We start from the raw sequence: 14,600 nt of genomic DNA on the forward strand, positions 1-14,600 counted from the left end.
CCGGTCAGCCTTATCGGTGTAACGAGCCGAGGGTATTGAAAAGGAAAGCCCATGCAAACCAGTTTGCTGAAACCCAAGATCATCGCCGTGGAATCGCTGGGCGAGAACCACGCGAGGGTGGTCATGGAACCGTTCGAACGCGGTTACGGCCACACCTTGGGCAATGCGCTTCGCCGCGTGCTGCTGTCGTCGATGGTGGGCTACGCGCCGACCGAAGTCACGATCGCAGGCGTGGTGCACGAGTACTCGACGCTGGATGGCGTGCAGGAAGACGTCGTCAACCTGCTGCTGAACCTGAAGGGCGTGGTGTTCAAGCTGCATAACCGTGACGAAGTGACGGTTACGCTGCGCAAGGAAGGTGAAGGCGTCGTGACGGCCGGCGATATCGAGCTGGCTCACGATTGCGAAGTCATCAACCCGAATCACGTGATTGCGCACCTGTCGAAGGGCGGCAAGCTCGACGTTCAGATCAAGATCGAAAAGGGTCGCGGCTACGTGCCCGGCAACGTCCGTCGCTACGGCGAAGACACGGCCAAGATCATCGGCCGCATCGTCCTCGACGCATCGTTCTCGCCGGTTCGCCGCGTGAGCTACGCCGTCGAAAGCGCGCGTGTCGAGCAGCGTACCGACCTCGACAAGCTCGTGATGAACATCGAGACGAGCGGCGTGATCACGCCGGAAGAAGCGATCCGCCAGTCGGCCCGCATCCTGGTCGACCAGTTGTCCGTGTTCGCGGCGCTGGAAGGCACGGAAACGGCAGCCGAAGCGCCGTCGCGTGCACCGCAGATCGATCCGATCCTGCTGCGTCCGGTGGACGATCTCGAGCTGACGGTTCGTTCGGCGAACTGCCTGAAGGCCGAGAACATCTACTACATCGGCGACCTGATCCAGCGCACGGAAAACGAGCTGCTGAAGACGCCGAACCTCGGTCGCAAGTCGCTCAACGAGATCAAGGAAGTGCTCGCTTCGCGCGGTCTCACGCTGGGCATGAAGCTCGAGAACTGGCCGCCGGCTGGTCTCGACAAGTAAGCCCGGTCGTAGCCTGGCTATAGCCGTAGTTGGCAAAGATGCGGATTTTCCTTTAAAATCCGCATCTTGCTTTTTTTCGTTACCGGCCCGTGCGCCTTCCGAGGTGCGATAGAAGAGCTGGACCAAAACTTTGAATCAAGGAAACTGAAATGCGCCATCGTCATGGTCTGCGGAAACTGAACCGCACGAGCAGCCACCGTCTGGCTATGCTCCGTAACATGTCCAACTCGCTGATCGAGCACGAAGTCATCAAGACGACGCTGCCGAAGGCGAAGGAACTCCGTAAAGTCGTCGAGCCGCTGATCACGCTCGGCAAGAAGCCGTCGCTGGCAAACCGTCGCCTGGCGTTCAACCGCCTGCGCGATCGTGACTCGGTCGCGAAGCTGTTCGACGTGCTCGGTCCGCGTTTCGCGAACCGTCCGGGCGGCTACCTGCGCGTGCTGAAGTTCGGCTTCCGCGTGGGCGACAACGCACCGATGGCACTGGTCGAACTGCTCGACCGTCCGGAAGTCGACGAAACGGAAAACGTGCAAGAAGCCGAGTAAGCTTCCGGTACGCAGCAGGATCAGAAAGGGGCCGAGCGTTTTGCTTGGCCCTTTTTGTTTTTGAGATGCCGGCTGCGATCGATTGTCGCAGGCCGGTGCCGGCAGCGTTGCGCGGGCTGCGCTACGATACGGGGCAACCGGTGCGGTCGCCGAGCGGGTAACCGGCGCCGACAGGAGCCGGCAGACCAGTGAGGAGGGCGCGGATGATAGTGGTGCTGATGCTGACGACGGTACCCGATGCGGCGACGGCCGCGGTGCTCGCCGACGGCGCGCTCGACGCGCGCCTTGCCGCGTGCGTGTCGGAGCTCGGTGCGATCAAGTCGCGCTATCACTGGCAGGGCAAGGTCGAAACGGCCGACGAGATCCAGTTGCTGTTCAAGACGAGCCCCGTCCGGGCGCTCGAACTGGAGCGATTTATCCTCGCGCGTCATCCTTACGAGACACCCGAAATCGTCTCGTGGCAGACGACGGCATCGGCCGCGTATGGCCAATGGGTGACCGGCGAAACTCAACGTCTATTTCATGTTTAACGGTATGGCGCTTTCGATGCGCGTGCGTGCGCTGCGGTTTGTTGCGGTCCTGTTGTCGTTCGTGATGCTGGGCGGCCTGTCCGTCGCGCGCGCGGCCGACGATTTCCTCGATCCGGCGGTTGCGTTCAAGTTCAGCGCGAGCGAATCGCCGGGGCAGGTGGACGTTCGTTTCAAGATCGCCAACGGCTATTACATGTACCGCGAGCGGTTCGCGTTCGCGGTGAAGAGCGGTCAGGCGACGCTCGGCGAACCGCAATTCCCGGCCGGCCACGTGAAATTCGACCAGACGTTCCAGAAGAACGTCGAGACCTATCGCGATGAAGTCGTCGTTCACGTGCCGGTGAAGCAGGCAGCCGGGCCGTTCGAGCTCGCGGTGACGTCGCAAGGGTGTGCGGACGAAGGGATCTGTTATCCGCCGGCCGAGCACGTGATGAAGGTCGATGGCGCCGCGCTCGGTGCCGCATCGTCGTCCGGCGATACGGCTGCCGCCGGCAATTGGTTCGACAAGGTCACGAGCGCGGATTTCGCGCAGTCGCTGCTCGAAGGCCAGGGCTTCTTCACCATCGTCGCGCTCTATTTCGTCGCGGGTGTCGTGCTGAGCCTCTTGCCGTGTTCGTACCCGATGATTCCGATCGTGTCCGCGATCATCATCGGCCAGGGCACGCGTGCGACGCATGCACGCGGCTTCGCGCTGTCGCTGACCTACGTGGTCGGCATGGCGCTGGTCTACACGGTACTCGGCATCGCGGCCGCGCTGGTCGGCCAGAGCCTCGGCGCATGGCTGCAGAACCCGTGGGTACTCGGCGCGTTCGGCGTGCTGCTGACCGCGTTCGCGGTGTCGCTGATCTCGGGCAAGGACATCGCGTTGCCGGCGCGCTGGCAGAACGGCGCGGCCGAGGCATCGAGCGCGCGCCAGGGCGGCCACTTCGTCGCGGTTGCGGCAATGGGCGCGTTGTCGGCGCTGGTCGTCGGGGCGTGCATGACGGCGCCGCTGTTCGCCGTGCTCGCTTTCATCGCGCACACCGGCAATGCGTTGCTCGGCGGCGCGGCGCTGTTCGCGATGGGGCTCGGGCTCGGCGTGCCGCTGCTGGTCGTCGGCGTCGGGGCCGGGACGGTGCTGCCGCGCGCAGGCGCGTGGATGGACGGCGTCAAGGTATTCTTCGGCATCGTGCTGCTCGCGGCCGCGCTGTGGATCGTGTGGCCGGTGCTGGCGGCCGGGCTGAAGATGGTGCTCGCGGCGTTGTGGCTGCTGATCGCGGCCGCGGCGCTCGGCCTGTTCACGCCGAATGCCGGTGCTGCGTCGGTCTGGCGCCGCCTGGGCCGCGGCGTGGGCGCCGCGCTCGCGATCTGGGCCGCGACGTTGCTCGTCGGCCTGGCCGCGGGCTCGACCGATCCCGTCAAGCCGCTGGCCGTGCTGGCGGCGCGTACGGCAGCCTCCGGCGGTGCGGCGGCTGCCGGCGCGGCTGCCGCGCAGGACGGCCCGGCGTTCGCCCCGGTGCGCTCCAGCGGCGAACTCGACACGCTGCTGAAGACGTCGGGCCGGCCCGTGATGCTCGACTTCTACGCCGACTGGTGCGTGAGCTGCAAGGAGATGGAGCATCTGACGTTCACCGACGCGCGCGTGCAGGCGCGGCTCGCGCAGCTTCACCTCGTGCGTGCGGACGTCACCGCGAACAATCCGGACGATCAGGCGCTGCTCAAGCGCTTCAACCTGTTCGGGCCGCCGGGCATCATCTTCTTCGATCGCCATGGCAACGAGATCGGCCGCGTGGTCGGCTATCAGGCGGCCGACACGTTCCTGCGCAGTCTCGATCGGGCGGTCGTTCCGACGGCATGACGGTGGCCGGCCGGAGCGAGCCGGCGAACGGAGGCTTCGGGGCCGGCCGACGGTGTCGATCGACGGTCAACGAAAAACGGCGGAACACCGAGGTGTCCCGCCGTTTTTACTGGTGCCGCCGGCGCGCGCGATCAGCGCTGCGCTTTCAGCAGACGCGCGGCATCGAGCGCGAAGTACGTGAGCACGCCGTCGGCGCCTGCACGCTTGAACGCGAGCAGCGATTCGAGCACGACCTTGTCGTGGTCGAGCCAGCCGTTCATCGCGGCCGCCTTCAGCATCGCGTATTCGCCGCTCACCTGGTACACGTAGGTCGGGAAGCGGAACTCGTCCTTCACGCGGCGCACGATGTCGAGATACGGCATGCCGGGCTTGACCATCACCATGTCGGCGCCTTCGTCGATGTCGAGGCGCACTTCGCGCAGCGCTTCGTCGCTGTTCGCCGGATCCATCTGGTAGGTCATCTTGTTGCCCTTGCCCAGATTGGATGCCGAACCGACCGCATCGCGGAACGGGCCGTAGAACGCCGATGCGAACTTCGCCGAATAGGCCATGATCCGCGTGTGGATGTGGCCGTCGCTTTCCAGCATCTCGCGGACCGCGCCGATGCGGCCGTCCATCATGTCCGACGGCGCGACGATGTCGACGCCGGCTTCCGCCTGCGCACGCGCCTGGTCGACCAGGATCTCGATCGTGTCGTCGTTGATCACGTAGCCGTTTTCGTCGAGCACGCCGTCCTGGCCGTGGCTCGTGTACGGATCGAGCGCGACGTCGGTCAGCACGCCCAGTTCGGGGAAGCGCTTCTTCAGCTCGCGCACGGCGCGCGGGATCAGGCCTTCCGGATTGGCCGCTTCGCGGCCGTCGGGCGTTTTCAACGACGGCTCGATGGCCGGGAACAGCGACAGCACGGGCACGCCGAGTTCGACGCACTGCTCGGCGACGTGCATCAGCAGATCGACCGACACGCGTTCGACGCCGGGCATCGACGGGACCGGCTGACGTTCGTTGGTGCCTTCGACGACGAACACCGGGTAGATCAGATCGTCGGTGGTCAGGCGGTTTTCGCGCATCAGGCGGCGAGAGAAGTCGTCGCGGCGCATCCGGCGCGGACGATGAAGCGGATGGAAGCTCATGGCGATTTGGCAGAAATCAGGGCAAGAAGGACCTTACGGAACCCTTAGGTCATTTTCGAGATCGTTGGTATATGATAGCGATCGAGCGGTACGCGTTGCGTGCAGCTCCCCGCTTCTCCTCCCTGAGCGGGTGCCTGTCGTTTTTCGATTAGGCTGTTTGACCCGCCGTTCAACGGCGGGTTTTTTTATGAGCCGGCCGAATTCGCAGGTGCCGTCAGGTGCGCACGACCGATCCCAGCCGCGCGTTGCCCGCTCATTGTGCTACAAGCTCGCTTTTTTCGTCGGCGACGGACGGCCGCAGCCAGCTCTCGATCAGTTCATGGGCCTCGTCGAGCCCCGTGCGCTTCAGCGCCGAGAACAGCTGGACCGTCAGCTTGCCCTGCACGCCCTGGTCGCGATACGCGTCGAGCCCCTTCTGCGTATTGCGCAACGCGTTGATGCTTTCCTGGCGCGTCAATTTGTCGCACTTGGTCAGCAGCGTGTGGATCGGCTTGCCGGTCGGCGCGAACCACTCGATCATGCGTCGATCGAGATCGGTCAGCGGACGGCGCGAATCCATCATCAGGATCAGGCCGCAAAGCTGCGAGCGCGTCGCGAGATAGGACGACAGCAGCATTTCCCAATGCGCCTTCGCGGCGCCGGGCACTTCCGCATAGCCGTAGCCGGGCAGGTCGACGAGGTTCGCGACGGGCTCGGCGGCCGGGCCGACGGAGAAGTAGTTGATATGCTGCGTGCGGCCGGGCGTCTTCGACGCGAAGGCCAGCCGCTTCTGGTTGCAGAGCACGTTGATCGCCGTCGACTTGCCGGCATTCGAGCGGCCCGCGAACGCGATTTCCGGCTGAACCGTCGGCGGCAGGTCGCGCAGATGGTTGACGGTCGTGTAGAAGCGGGCTTGATGGAGCAGAAAGGCCATGGGAACCGGAAGGACGGGCGGCGCGAGCCGCTTGGTGGAGGCGGGGTAGCCCCGATAGGCGCGGGAGCTTTCAACACGATATTGTACAATACGGCGGTTTTACCGAAGCCCACCGGGCGCCTGCCTCGCGCTTTTATGTGGCTTCTGCGGTAGACTGGACGCCGTCGTTTTTTGCAGAACCTCAAATTCCCACAAGACGAAACAGGGTGTGCGAATGAATCGACTGTGCAAGTCTCTGATGGTGCTTCAGGTTGCAGCAGGGTTCGTAGGTTTCGTAGCGGAGGCAAATGCGGCAGATGCGGCCAAGCCGGATCTCGACCGCGGCAAGGCGATTGCCGGGCAAGTCTGCGCGTCGTGTCATGGCGCCGACGGCAATAGTGCGTCGGGCAGTTTCCCGAAGCTTGCCGGCCAGCATCCCGAATATCTGGTCAAGCAGTTGAACGACTTCAAGACGCAGCCGGGCGCGAAGGGGCCGGTGCGGAACAACGCGGTGATGGTCGGATTCGCGAGCGCGTTGAGCGCGGACGACATGCGCAACGTCGCCGCGTACTACGGGTCGCAGACGACGAAGCTCGGTACCGCACGCGATGCGGCGACCGTGCCGGTCGGCCAGAAGATCTATCGCGGCGGCATTGCGGAAAAGGGCGTACCCGCTTGTGCGAGCTGCCACGGCCCGACGGGGCAGGGGATCCCGGTCCAGTATCCGCGTCTGTCGGGGCAATGGGCCGATTACACGGTCGCGCAGTTGACCGCGTTCCAGCAGGGTGCCGGCGCGCGCAACAACAACGAGGCGATGCATCAGATCGCGTCGCGGCTGTCGGATACCGAGATCAAGGCCGTCGCGGATTACATCGCGGGCCTGCGTTGAGCGGTCGGCCGCGAATGGAATGACCGGGCGCCCGAAGGGCGGCCGGAGTCAGAACAAGAAAAGGGTGGGGCGCCGCGCCGTCGCGGTTGCCTCGCCCTTCTTTTTTGTCGGCACTCGCCGGGCCGAGCCGGATGGAGCGGCTTGCCGGCGATGGGGGGCTGCGCCCCCGAAGCGAACATAGTGAGCGTGGGGGGTGTTTCCCCTTAGTCGGAGTTTGAATGAGCGTTACCACGTCGGGGTTGCAGTCGAAGTCGAGTCAGGGTGCGTCGAAACGCGCGGTCGAGCTGCTGAGCTCGATGCGCTTCGCGATCGCGCTGCTGGTGGTGCTGTCGATTGCGAGCATCATCGGCACGGTCCTGACCCAGGACGATCCGTATCCGAACTACGTGAACCAGTTCGGGCCTTTCTGGGCGGACATCTTCCGCTCGCTCGGCCTGTACAACGTGTACAGCGCGTGGTGGTTCATGCTGATCCTGATCTTCCTCGTCGCGTCGATCTCGCTGTGCGTGATCCGCAACGCGCCGAAGATGCTCGCCGATGCGAAGAGCTGGAAGGACAAGGTCCGCGAAGGCAGCCTGCGCGCATTCCACCACAAGGCCGAGTACACGGCGTCCGGCACGCGCGCGAGCGTCGCGGCCACGCTCGCCACGTTCGTCGCGAAGGCCGGCTACAAGCACGTCGTGCGTGAAACCGACGGCGCGACGCTGATCTCCGCGAAGCGCGGCGCGATGACCAAGTGGGGCTACATCTCCGCGCACCTCGCGATCGTCGTGATCTGTATCGGCGGCCTGCTCGACAGCAACCTGCCGATCAAATTCCAGATGTGGATGTTCGGCAAGAGTCCGGTCAACACGAGCGCGACGATCAGCGAGATCTCGCCCGACCATCGCCTGTCCGCGTCGAACCCGACGTTCCGCGGCTATGCGTGGGTGCCGGAGGGTCAGTTCGTGTCGACCGCGATCCTGAACCAGCCGAGCGGCTCGCTGATTCAGGATCTGCCGTTCTCGATCCAGCTCGACAAGTTCATCGTCGATTACTACACGACGGGCATGCCGAAGCTGTTCGCAAGCGACATCGTCGTGATCGATCGCGAGACCGGCCGGAAGATCCCGGCGCGAGTCGAGGTCAACAAGCCGTTCACGTACAAGGGCGTGTCGATCTACCAGTCGAGCTTCCAGGACGGCGGCTCGCAAATGCAGATGACGGCCTATCCGATGACGGGCAGCCACGCGGCGACCTTCCCCGTGAAGGGCACGATCGGCAGCTCGGCGCCGCTCCAGGTCCCGGGCGCCGACGGCGATACGATCGAGTTCTCCGATTTCCGCGCGATCAACGTCGAGAACATGGCCGACGCGAGCGGCAAGCCCGATGTGCGCGGCGTCGCGACGACGAGTTCGCTGAAGGAAGTGTTCGACGAGCGGCTCGGCTCGGGCGCAAAGACGTCGAAGCCGACGCAGCTCCACAACATCGGCCCGTCGGTGCAGTACAAGATCCGCGGCAAGGACGGCCAAGCGCGCGAATTCAACAACTACATGCTGCCCGTCGACATGAACGGCGAGCGCGTGTTCCTCGCCGGCGTGCGCGCGAGCCCGAACGACCCGTTCCGCTACATGCGGATTCCGGCCGACAGCCAGGATTCGATCGGCGAATGGATGCGCCTGCGCGCCGCGCTCGAGGATCCGGCCGTGCGCACGGAAGCCGCCGCACGCTTCGCGCAGCGCTCGCTGCCGGGCGATGCGTCGCTGCGCGGCCGTCTGCAGGACAGTGCATCGAAGGTGCTGACCCTTTTTGCGGCGAGCGACGACAGCGTCGGTCGCGGCGCGGACGGCCAGCCGGTCGGCGGCTTCCAGGCAGTGGCGACCTTCATCGACCGCTCGGTGCCGAAGGGCGAGCAGGAGAAGGCCGCGAGCCTGCTGCTGCGGATGCTCGAGGGCTCGATGTGGGAGGTCTGGCAGATCGCCCGCGAGCGTGCCGGCGAGCCGGCGGCGCAGCAGGGCACCGACACGATCCGCTTCGTGCAGAACGCGATCAATGCGCTATCCGACAGCTTCTTGTATGGATCGCCGGTTTATTTGCAGCTTGACTCGTTCAAGCAGGTGCAAGCTTCGGTATTTCAGCTGACGCGCGCACCCGGCAAGAATCTGGTGTATCTTGGCAGCCTGTTGCTGGTCGCCGGCATCTTCTCGATGTTCTACGTGCGCGAGCGGCGACTCTGGTTCTGGCTGAAGGACGCCGGTTCGGGCGTCGATGTGGTGATGGCAATGTCCACGGCCCGCAAGACCTTCGATTTCGAGAAAGAATTCGTGCAGACGCGCGACGCGGCCGGCGCCGCCTTGCGTGCCGCACCTCGCGACGCCGCGCCCGCCGGTGCGGCTTCGACGGCCCGACCGCCTGCCGGCGGCGGTTCCGATTCAGAGAATTCCACCCGGTAACATCATGGATCTCACGCAAGTTTCCTCTTCCCGTACGGCGCCGGCTGCGGCGCCGGCATCGTCGCCGCTGTTCGACGACCGCCCGTTCCTCGCGCGCCTGTCGCTGTTCGACTGGCTGTTCGCCCTGGCGCTGGTGGCGGGCGCGGGCTATGCGCTCGTGCACTACAACGCGCACATGGATTACTACGACAAGGCGGTGATGGTCGGCACCGTGCCGGCGCTCGTCGCGCTCGGCTGGCGCTGGAAGCCCGCGCGGCTGATGATGGCGTCGATCGCCGTGCTGTCGCTGCTGTCGATCCAGATCTACCAGGGCGATCTCGCCCGCGCCGATTCGGCGTTCTTCCTCAAGTATTTCCTGTCGAGCCAGTCGGCGATCCTGTGGATGAGCGCGCTGTTCGTGCTCGCGACGATCTTCTACTGGATCGGCCTGCTCGCCCGCTCCGAAACGGGCGCCTCGATCGGCCAGAAGCTCACGTGGGTCGCCGTGCTGATGGGCTTCACGGGGTTGATGGTGCGCTGGTACGAGTCCTACCTGATCGGTGCGGACGTCGGACACATCCCCGTGTCGAACCTCTATGAAGTGTTCGTGCTGTTCAGCCTGATCACCGCGCTGCTTTATCTGTATTACGAAGGCCACTACGGCACACGCTCGCTCGGCGCGTTCGTGCTGCTGGTCATCAGTGCGGCGGTCGGCTTCCTGATGTGGTACTCGGTCGCGCGCGATGCGCAGCAGATCCAGCCGCTCGTACCGGCACTGCAAAGCTGGTGGATGAAGATCCACGTGCCGGCGAACTTCATCGGCTACGGCAGCTTCGCGCTGTCGGCGATGGTGTCGGTCGCGTACCTGATGAAGGAGCGCGGGGTCCTCGCCGATCGCCTGCCGACGCTGGAAGTGCTCGACGATGTGATGTACAAGTCGATCGCGGTCGGTTTCGCGTTCTTCACGATCGCGACGATCCTCGGCGCACTGTGGGCGGCCGAGGCGTGGGGCGGCTACTGGAGCTGGGATCCGAAGGAAACCTGGGCGCTGATCGTGTGGCTGAACTACGCGGCGTGGCTGCACATGCGGCTGATGAAGGGCCTGCGCGGCGCGGTGGCCGCGTGGTGGGCGCTCACCGGCCTGCTGGTCACGACGTTCGCGTTCCTCGGCGTCAACATGTTCCTGTCCGGGCTGCACAGCTACGGCAAGCTGTAAGATTTCCGCCGCTCGTCCGACCCTACGACCGCCGGTGCACTGCGTGCCCGGCGGTTTTCTTTTGTAACGGGCGGGCGAACCGGGCGTCGAACGGCGCGTGACGGGCCGGGTCGAACGCTCATGAAGCATGCGCGCCGCGCATGCGGGAGGAACTGCACGATGTGGATCAAACGCCCTTTGCGTAACGTACTGACCGGCGCGGATATCGCGCCGAGCGAGATCACCCCGCGCGCGGTGTTCGAGAACCGGCGGCGCGTGTTGCAGGCGGCCGGCCTCGCGGCCGCGGGCGGCCTGTTCGGCGCCAGCGGCGCGGCGCTCGCCGCGTATGCGTCGCCCGACCCGCGGGCGGCGAAGCTCGCGGCAAAAACGAACCCGACATTCGTCGCCATCGACAAGGTGACGCCGTTCAAGGACATCACGTCCTACAACAACTTCTACGAATTCGGCACCGACAAGAGCGATCCGGCGCAGAACGCCGGCACGCTGCGGCCGCGCCCGTGGCGCGTGAGCGTCGAAGGCGAGGTGCAGCACCCGAAGGTGTTCGATCTCGACGAGTTGCTGAAGCTCGCGCCGCTCGAGGAGCGCGTGTACCGGCTGCGCTGCGTCGAGGGCTGGTCGATGGTGATTCCGTGGATCGGCGTGCCGCTGTCCGAGCTGATCAGGCGCGTGCAGCCGACCGGCAACGCGAAATACGTGCAGTTCGTCACGCTGGCCGATCCGTCGCAGATGCCGGGCCTGTCGACGCCCGTGCTCGACTGGCCGTATTCGGAAGGACTGCGCATGGACGAGGCGATGCATCCGCTGACGCTGCTGACGATGGGCGTCTACGGGCAGGTGCTGCCCAACCAGAACGGCGCGCCGGTGCGGATCGTCGTGCCGTGGAAGTACGGCTTCAAGAGCGCGAAGTCGCTCGTGAAGATCCGCTTCGTCGACAAGCAGCCGAAGACGAGCTGGAACACGTACGCGGCGAACGAATACGGCTTTTATTCGAACGTGAACCCGAACGTCGATCATCCGCGCTGGAGCCAGGCGACCGAGCGGCGTATCGGCGAGGACGGCTTCTTCACGCCGAAGCGCAAGACGCTGATGTTCAACGGCTACGGCGATCTGGTCGCATCGATGTATCAGGGCATGGACCTGAAAAAGAATTTCTGAGCGCGCCCGTGAGAAACGACATGCCTCCTTCGACGCTCACGTCCGCCCGCGCCGCGGGCGACGGGCCGGCCGCGCGCACGGCGCGGGCCGGTGCGAGCCGTCCCGCCGCGCCGCGCTGGCTCGCACCGGCCAAGGTGCTGGTGTTCGCGGCCGGCCTCTATCCGCTCGCGCGCATCGTGCTGTTCGGGCTGACCGATCGGCTCGGCGCGAATCCGATCGAATTCGTCACGCGGTCGACGGGCTTGTGGACGCTCGTCCTGTTGTGCATCACGCTTGCCGTCACGCCGGTGAGGCGCATGACGGGTTTCGCGCCGCTGCTGCGCTTTCGCCGGATGATCGGGCTGTTCGCGTTCTTTTACGCGACGCTGCATTTCACGACCTACCTGTGGTTCGACAAGTGGTTCGACGTCGTCGCGATCCTGAAGGACGTCGGCAAGCGCCCGTTCATCACGGTCGGATTCGCGGCGTTCGTGCTGCTGATTCCGCTCGCCGCGACGTCGCCGCGCGCGATGGTGCGCCGGCTCGGTCGCCACTGGGCGACGCTGCACAGCGCCATCTATGCGATCGCGCTGTTCGGCGTGCTGCACTTCTGGTGGATGCGGGCCGGCAAGCACGATCTCGCGCAGCCGAAGCTCTACGCGGCGATCGTCGCCGCGCTGCTCGGCTGGCGACTGGTTGCGTGGGGATGGCGGCGCGTGCGCGCATGACGGGGCGGCCCGGAAAAAGCAAAAGGCGATGACCGAATGGTCATCGCCTCGTTTCGAGCGCCGCGCGGGCGGCAGCGCGGCGTTACTTCGTGGCGGCCGGGCCCGATGCCGGGGCGGGCAGCGTCGATGCACTGCTCGACAACTCGGGCGACAGCGCGAGCGGCGAGCCGGACGTGTCGGGCGTCTCGTCGGACGACGCGTTTTCGTCGGTCGGTTTCACGTCCGACGGCGGCGTGTCCTGTTGCTGGATCGGCTTGGGCATCGGCGGCACAGTGGGCAGATAGAGCGCGCCGCTTTGACCGCAGCCGGCAAGAATCGCCAAAGCCGCTACAATCGCGCTCATCCGGAAAACGACTCGCATGATCGTCCCTGAACAATTTAACCGATAGAGTTTAGCATGTCCGATACCGAATACCTGGCCCGTGCAGAGGCCGTGCTGGCGGCCGTCGAGCGTACCGTGGACGTCGCGAACGACGGCGATCACGACATCGACCTGGAGCGCAACGGCAGCGTGCTGACGCTCACGTTCGAGAACGGCTCGAAGATCATCGTCAACCTGCAGCCGCCGATGAAGGAAGTGTGGATCGCCGCGAAGGCGGGCGGATTCCACTACCGTTTCACCGACGGCGCATGGCGCGATACGCGCACGGGCACCGAGTTCTTCGCGGCGCTCACCGAGTACGCGACCCAGCAGGCCGGCCTGCCGATCACGTTCAGCGCGTGACGGCCGGGGCACTGCCCCCCAACGTCGTGCCCAACGAAAAAGCGCCCCGTGTGAACTGCACCCCAAAAGTTGGATGCGAATCCAACCTGTGGGGTGTTTTTCATGGCGAAGTACGACGAGAAATTTAAGCGAGAAGTGGTGAGGCGTTACGCACCTGGCCGATACGGCTACAAGAGCATCGCTCGGGAGTTTGGCTTGCATCCCGGGACGGTACAGCGCTGGGTATCAAGCTATGAGCAGCATGGGGCTGCCGGGCTGCGCAAGAAATACAGCCGATACAGTGCGGCATTCAAGCTCAGGGTGCTGCGCAGGATGTGGCGCGATCAGTTGTCTTATCGTCAGGTCGCGGCACTGTTTAACCTTCGAGGCAGGGATGCCGTAAGCGGATGGGAACGCCAGTATCATGAAGGTGGTCTGGGCGCATTGGCGCCCAAGCCCAAAGGACGCCCGAGAAAAATGCCGACGCCGATACCGCCCGCCAAGCCGACAGATGTTGAGACCAAGGACACGCTTACGCGTGAAGCACTACTCGCGGAACTCAAATATCTGCGCGCGGAGGTGGCGTACCTAAAAAAATGGAATGCCTTGGTTCAGGCCAAAGAGGCCGCTGCGCAGAAAAAGCGCAGTTAGTGCTTGAACTGAGGCAAGACCACGATTTATCGGACCTGCTGAGGGCTGCCGGACTAGCTCGCAGCACGTTCTACTATCAAGCCAAAGTGCAGATGGCCGGCGATAAGTACGCCAACCTGAAAGTGCGCATCCGGCAAATCTACGAACGCCACAAGGGCCGCTATGGCTACCGGCGTGTGACGGCCGAACTGCGCCGGGCGGGACAAGCGATCAATCACAAGACCGTGCAGCGCTTGATGCAAGTACTTGGGTTGAAATCCCTAGTGCGGCCCAAGAAGTATCGCTCCTACCGCGGGGAACGGGCTCAGGTGCCGAATCGGCTGGAAAGGCAATTCCGCGCCGAACGGCCGAATCAGAAGTGGGTTACCGACGTGACGGAGTTCAATGTACAGGGCGACAAACTTTATCTCTCCCCGGTTATGGATCTCTATAACGGGGAGATCATCGCTTATGAGACGCAGAGACGCCCGCATTTCAGACTCGTGGGGAACATGCTCAAGAAGGCCCTGGTCAAGCTGACTCCACTGGATGCACCGCTTCTCCATTCCGATCAGGGCTGGCAGTACCAGATGCCGGCGTATCGACGGCAGCTCGCAGCTCGCGGCTTAACCCAAAGCATGTCTCGCAAAGGCAACTGCCTGGACAACGCCGCGATGGAAAGCTTCTTTGGGACGCTGAAGGCGGAGTTCTTCTATCTGAACAAGTTCGCCAGCATCGAGCAGCTTCGAGACGGCTTGCGCCAATACATCCACTACTACAATCACCAACGCATCAAGACCAAACTAAAAGGGCTGAGTCCCGTGCAGTACAGGACCCAGCCCTCATCGGCTTAACCGCCCGTTCCGACCATCCAACTTATTGGGGTCAGTTCACGTGGGGCGCTTTTTTCATGGCCGGGGCCGCGG

General features: G+C 64.5%; 14 protein-coding genes. 11 read left to right on the forward strand and 3 right to left on the reverse strand.

All coding sequences use genetic code 11. The features are described 5' to 3' along the window. The first annotated feature begins 51 nt into the window (after positions 1–51). The 4 genes from WS54_RS14655 to dsbD all read left to right on the forward strand — a co-directional run bounded on the left by WS54_RS14655 (position 52) and on the right by dsbD (position 3,941). Positions 52–1,029 carry a DNA-directed RNA polymerase subunit alpha gene (locus WS54_RS14655; RefSeq protein WP_006477176.1) on the forward strand — a complete coding sequence of 326 codons (978 nt, stop codon included), beginning with the start codon at positions 52–54 and terminating at the stop codon, positions 1,027–1,029. 149 nt (positions 1,030–1,178) lie between these two features. Continuing rightward, positions 1,179–1,574, forward strand: a complete 396-nt coding sequence (gene rplQ / locus WS54_RS14660; protein WP_006477175.1) for a 50S ribosomal protein L17 — start codon at positions 1,179–1,181, stop codon at positions 1,572–1,574. Between the two features lie 203 nt (positions 1,575–1,777). Further along, entirely contained in the window at positions 1,778–2,104 is a 327-nt protein-coding gene (cutA, locus tag WS54_RS14665) for a divalent-cation tolerance protein CutA (protein ID WP_059780717.1), read from the forward strand. After that, on the forward strand, positions 2,097–3,941 hold the full coding sequence (gene dsbD / locus WS54_RS14670; protein ID WP_034209735.1) for a protein-disulfide reductase DsbD: 1,845 nt from the start codon (positions 2,097–2,099) through the stop codon (positions 3,939–3,941). Before cutA ends, dsbD begins: the two co-directional genes overlap by 8 nt. A 131-nt stretch (positions 3,942–4,072) precedes the next feature. On the opposite strand, the gene hemB is transcribed toward dsbD, so the two are convergent. Together hemB and yihA are read right to left on the reverse strand one after the other, a co-directional pair. After that, on the reverse strand, positions 4,073–5,071 hold the full coding sequence (gene hemB, locus WS54_RS14675; RefSeq protein WP_034209736.1) for a porphobilinogen synthase: 999 nt from the start codon (positions 5,069–5,071) through the stop codon (positions 4,073–4,075). A gap of 253 nt (positions 5,072–5,324) precedes the next feature. Beyond that, a complete protein-coding gene (gene yihA / locus WS54_RS14680; RefSeq protein WP_059780716.1) occupies positions 5,325–5,984 on the reverse strand; it encodes a ribosome biogenesis GTP-binding protein YihA/YsxC in 660 nt (219 codons plus the stop codon). A 214-nt stretch (positions 5,985–6,198) separates the two neighbouring features. Between yihA and WS54_RS14685 the strand changes: the two genes are divergently transcribed. From WS54_RS14685 to msrQ, 5 genes are all read left to right on the forward strand, one after another. Beyond that, on the forward strand, positions 6,199–6,852 hold the full coding sequence (locus WS54_RS14685) for a c-type cytochrome (RefSeq protein ID WP_011546640.1): 654 nt from the start codon (positions 6,199–6,201) through the stop codon (positions 6,850–6,852). A gap of 218 nt (positions 6,853–7,070) precedes the next feature. Further along, positions 7,071–9,284, forward strand: a complete 2,214-nt coding sequence (locus WS54_RS14690; protein ID WP_034209739.1) for a cytochrome c biogenesis protein ResB — start codon at positions 7,071–7,073, stop codon at positions 9,282–9,284. A gap of 4 nt (positions 9,285–9,288) precedes the next feature. Next, entirely contained in the window at positions 9,289–10,479 is a 1,191-nt protein-coding gene (ccsB, locus tag WS54_RS14695) for a c-type cytochrome biogenesis protein CcsB (RefSeq protein ID WP_059780715.1), read from the forward strand. 159 nt (positions 10,480–10,638) lie between these two features. Continuing rightward, complete coding sequence (gene msrP / locus WS54_RS14700; protein WP_059780719.1) at positions 10,639–11,634, forward strand: protein-methionine-sulfoxide reductase catalytic subunit MsrP; 996 nt, start codon at positions 10,639–10,641, stop codon at positions 11,632–11,634. A 20-nt stretch (positions 11,635–11,654) separates the two neighbouring features. Next, a complete protein-coding gene (gene msrQ / locus WS54_RS14705) occupies positions 11,655–12,341 on the forward strand; it encodes a protein-methionine-sulfoxide reductase heme-binding subunit MsrQ (protein WP_059780714.1) in 687 nt (228 codons plus the stop codon). An 82-nt stretch (positions 12,342–12,423) separates the two neighbouring features. Here the strand turns inward: msrQ and lptM are convergent, their stop codons facing one another. After that, on the reverse strand, positions 12,424–12,702 hold the full coding sequence (lptM, locus tag WS54_RS14710; RefSeq protein WP_034209742.1) for an LPS translocon maturation chaperone LptM: 279 nt from the start codon (positions 12,700–12,702) through the stop codon (positions 12,424–12,426). Positions 12,703–12,738: 36 nt separating this feature from the next. On the opposite strand from lptM, the gene cyaY reads away from it, so the two are divergent. Together cyaY and WS54_RS14720 are read left to right on the forward strand one after the other, a co-directional pair. Continuing rightward, positions 12,739–13,065, forward strand: a complete 327-nt coding sequence (gene cyaY / locus WS54_RS14715; RefSeq protein WP_059780713.1) for an iron donor protein CyaY — start codon at positions 12,739–12,741, stop codon at positions 13,063–13,065. Between the two features lie 102 nt (positions 13,066–13,167). Next, a protein-coding gene (locus tag WS54_RS14720; protein WP_108041851.1) for an IS3 family transposase occupies positions 13,168–14,528 on the forward strand; the annotation gives its coding sequence in 2 pieces (ribosomal slippage) (positions 13,168–13,642 and positions 13,642–14,528; 1,362 coding nt in all). Positions 14,529–14,600: the final 72 nt, after the last annotated feature.

This window comes from Burkholderia sp. NRF60-BP8, assembly GCF_001522585.2.
Classification (GTDB): Bacteria; Pseudomonadota; Gammaproteobacteria; order Burkholderiales; family Burkholderiaceae; genus Burkholderia.

Bases quoted from the DNA above. Each gene is read 5' to 3' on its own strand.
- WS54_RS14655 (WP_006477176.1), top strand. From the start codon at position 52: ATGCAAACCAGTTTGCTGAAACCCAAGATCATCGCCGTGGAATCGCTG.
- rplQ (WP_006477175.1), top strand. From the start codon at position 1,179: ATGCGCCATCGTCATGGTCTGCGGAAACTGAACCGCACGAGCAGCCAC.
- cutA (WP_059780717.1), top strand. From the start codon at position 1,778: ATGATAGTGGTGCTGATGCTGACGACGGTACCCGATGCGGCGACGGCC.
- dsbD (WP_034209735.1), top strand. From the start codon at position 2,097: ATGTTTAACGGTATGGCGCTTTCGATGCGCGTGCGTGCGCTGCGGTTT.
- hemB (WP_034209736.1), bottom strand. From the start codon at position 5,071: ATGAGCTTCCATCCGCTTCATCGTCCGCGCCGGATGCGCCGCGACGAC.
- yihA (WP_059780716.1), bottom strand. From the start codon at position 5,984: ATGGCCTTTCTGCTCCATCAAGCCCGCTTCTACACGACCGTCAACCAT.
- WS54_RS14685 (WP_011546640.1), top strand. From the start codon at position 6,199: ATGAATCGACTGTGCAAGTCTCTGATGGTGCTTCAGGTTGCAGCAGGG.
- WS54_RS14690 (WP_034209739.1), top strand. From the start codon at position 7,071: ATGAGCGTTACCACGTCGGGGTTGCAGTCGAAGTCGAGTCAGGGTGCG.
- ccsB (WP_059780715.1), top strand. From the start codon at position 9,289: ATGGATCTCACGCAAGTTTCCTCTTCCCGTACGGCGCCGGCTGCGGCG.
- msrP (WP_059780719.1), top strand. From the start codon at position 10,639: ATGTGGATCAAACGCCCTTTGCGTAACGTACTGACCGGCGCGGATATC.
- msrQ (WP_059780714.1), top strand. From the start codon at position 11,655: ATGCCTCCTTCGACGCTCACGTCCGCCCGCGCCGCGGGCGACGGGCCG.
- lptM (WP_034209742.1), bottom strand. From the start codon at position 12,702: ATGCGAGTCGTTTTCCGGATGAGCGCGATTGTAGCGGCTTTGGCGATT.
- cyaY (WP_059780713.1), top strand. From the start codon at position 12,739: ATGTCCGATACCGAATACCTGGCCCGTGCAGAGGCCGTGCTGGCGGCC.